The 2,433-nt window shown below is 63.0% G+C and carries 3 protein-coding genes; all 3 read right to left on the bottom strand.

The features are described from left to right. The coding region (locus G6032_RS04355) for an MCP four helix bundle domain-containing protein (RefSeq protein ID WP_165280925.1) at nt 1-1,280 on the bottom strand (1,280 nt) is incomplete at its 3' end. A 29-nt stretch (nt 1,281-1,309) separates the two neighbouring features. Next, on the bottom strand, nt 1,310-1,801 hold the full coding sequence (locus tag G6032_RS04350) for a chemotaxis protein CheW (RefSeq protein WP_165280924.1): 492 nt from the start codon (nt 1,799-1,801) through the stop codon (nt 1,310-1,312). A 371-nt stretch (nt 1,802-2,172) separates the two neighbouring features. Then, the coding region (locus tag G6032_RS04345) for a hypothetical protein (protein WP_206211808.1) at nt 2,173-2,433 on the bottom strand (261 nt) is incomplete at its 5' end.

The raw sequence follows: 2,433 nt of genomic DNA, 5'->3' as shown, positions 1-2,433 counted from the left end.
AGGACCTTGAAGTCGCCCTGGTAGTTGCCCTGGATCTTCTGCGTGAGGTCGCCTTCGGACAACGCGACCATGACGCGCTTGACCTCGTTGACGGGTACGACGACCGCATCGAGCGTGGCGTTGACGCCTTCGACGATCTTCCTGAAGTCGCCTTCGTGGCGCTTGGCATCGGCACGCGTCGCGAGCTTGCCGGCCAGGGCGGCCTCGGAGAGCATGTTGGCGTCGACGATCAGCGCCTTGAGGTTCTCGCGGACCTTCTCGATGGTGTCGTTGATGAAGCGTTTCTTGCCGGGGAACTTCTCCAGCTCGGCCTCGAAGTTGCCGCGGCCGAACTCGGCGACGCAGGCCATGGCTTTTTTCTTCACGGCGATGTGGCCGTTGACCATGCCGTTCACGCCTTCGGCCATGGTGCGGTAGTCGCCCTCGAACTCCTCGGCCGCGATCATCACGTCGATGTCGCCCTTGTCGTGCTCGGACGACATGTGGGACATCTGGCCGATGAAGCCTTTGACGCTGCCCTGGACTTCCCCGACGGCACGCACGACCTCGCCGATCTCGTCCTTGGCGTCGGATTCGAGTGTGAAGTTGAAGTCGCCGACGGCCATCTTCCTGGCGGAGGCCAGGACCTCGCCGACCGGGCGGGTAATGGAACGGGCGATCAGGAAAGCCAGCAGGATGGCAACCAGCACCGCGGCGCCGGAGAGACCGATCACCATCACGCGGCCGCTGGCCGCGGCCTCGAGCGCGCGGTCACCCCCGATTTCCATAAGCTCGCTCTGGTAATCGATCAGGTTTGTGATGGCTCCGAGGTAATCGCGCTGCGCCTCCAGCATGCGGCCGGTCAACAGCTCTTCCGCGGCTTCGGTATTCCCCGCGCGGATGAAGTCTTCGAGGTCGCGCAGCGCGGCCACGAAAACCGGCCGGGTTGTCTGCACGGCGGCCAGCTTTTCCTTGCCTTCGGCAGAGGTGATGGTTTCTTCCAGCAGCTCGATGTTACGGGTGATTTCCGCCGAGGCTTCGGGAATCCTGGCCAGTTCGCGCTCGACGGCGGCGGGTTCCCGGTAGATCAGCATGTTGCGCGTGGCTACCGCCGTCAGGTTGACCTGGTCGATCACGTTGTTCGCCCAGGTCGTCTTGGGATACAGGTCATGCGCCATGGCGTCGATCTCACCGGAGAGGCTGCCTATCCGCGTGACACTGGTGGCGGCAATGAATACCAGGAGCAATACGACAACCGAGAAGGCGATCGCCAGCCTGGTGCCAATTTTCAAGTTATTCACGGTCTTTCCCCTTGAGGTAAGTGTGCGGCTCAGGCTGCGGCCTGGTCGACGAGGCCCATGTCCTCGGCGGTCATGAGTTTTTCGATATCGATGACGATGATCATGCGTTCATCGACATTGGCGAGGCCGTCGATGTAGGCCGTGTCCAGCACGGTGCCGAAATCGGGCGCCGGGCGGACCTGGTCGGCCTTGAGCGAGGTCACGTCGGAGACCGCGTCGACGACCATGCCGATGACGCGTGTGCCGATGTTGAGGATGATCACGACGGTGAACTCGTTGTAGGTGGCTTCACCGAGGTTGAAGCGGATGCGCATGTCGATGATCGGGACGATGACGCCGCGCATGTTGATGACGCCCTTGAGGAAGGCCGGCGAGTTGGCGATCTTCGTCACGGCGTCGTAGCCCCTGATTTCCTGCACGTTGAGGATGTTCAGGCCGTACTCTTCCTGGCCGAGACGAAATGTCAGGAGTTCCCTGGCGTCATCAGCCACGGCAATGTTCTGGATCGTGTCCTGGTTCATCGGACGCTCCTGTGTGCACTTGGAAAAGAAAGACGGGTCCGCGCAGCCGTTGCGCCCGGCTGGTGGGCGGCGGCGACGGACTGGGGGTGGTTGGGCCGGGGCATAGTCGGATGCCTTTTTCTTTTTTTTGTACCGATTAATTCACCTATCGGCCTGTAAGTTGTTTCCTTTAGTTCGACAAAAGCTTCGGATAACACTTATGTTGCGATCGCGTTTCAGTTTTGTTTCACGCGGAGCTTCTCGGTGCGTGCGCGGCAGGGACGGAAAGTTGGCGGCACAAAAAATCGGCCGGGTTGCATCACCGCAACCCGGCCGTTCCGCCCCGAGGGGGGAGGCAGGTACCCCGGCGTGAGGCCGGGGTTGAGGGGGGTCTAGAACTCAGTCCATTCGTCACCTTCGGCACCGGCGAGGGCGGCGGGCATGGCCGTCGCCTGCCCCGCAGGTCGCTGCTCGGCCTCGGCTTCCCCACGCTTCGACGCATTGCCGTTGGCCTGGCGGCTCGCCGCAACGCCATTCGTCCCGGCGGCGCTCGCCTTCGGCGCGGGCGCCCTGGCCGGTGCGCTGCGCGGTGCGGCGATGCCGGAGAGCTTGGCCTCGTCGATGCGGAACACGGAGACGGCCTGGGCGAGACC

The organism is Wenzhouxiangella sp. XN24, assembly GCF_011064545.1.
Lineage (GTDB): Bacteria > Pseudomonadota > Gammaproteobacteria > Steroidobacterales > XN24 > XN24.
The sequence above is the reverse complement of the archived record's forward strand: the minus strand, read 5'-3'. Positions and strand labels throughout refer to the sequence as shown.

Coding starts and splice junctions, on each gene's coding strand:
- G6032_RS04350 (WP_165280924.1), bottom strand. CDS start 1,801: ATGAACCAGGACACGATCCAGAACATTGCCGTGGCTGATGACGCCAGG.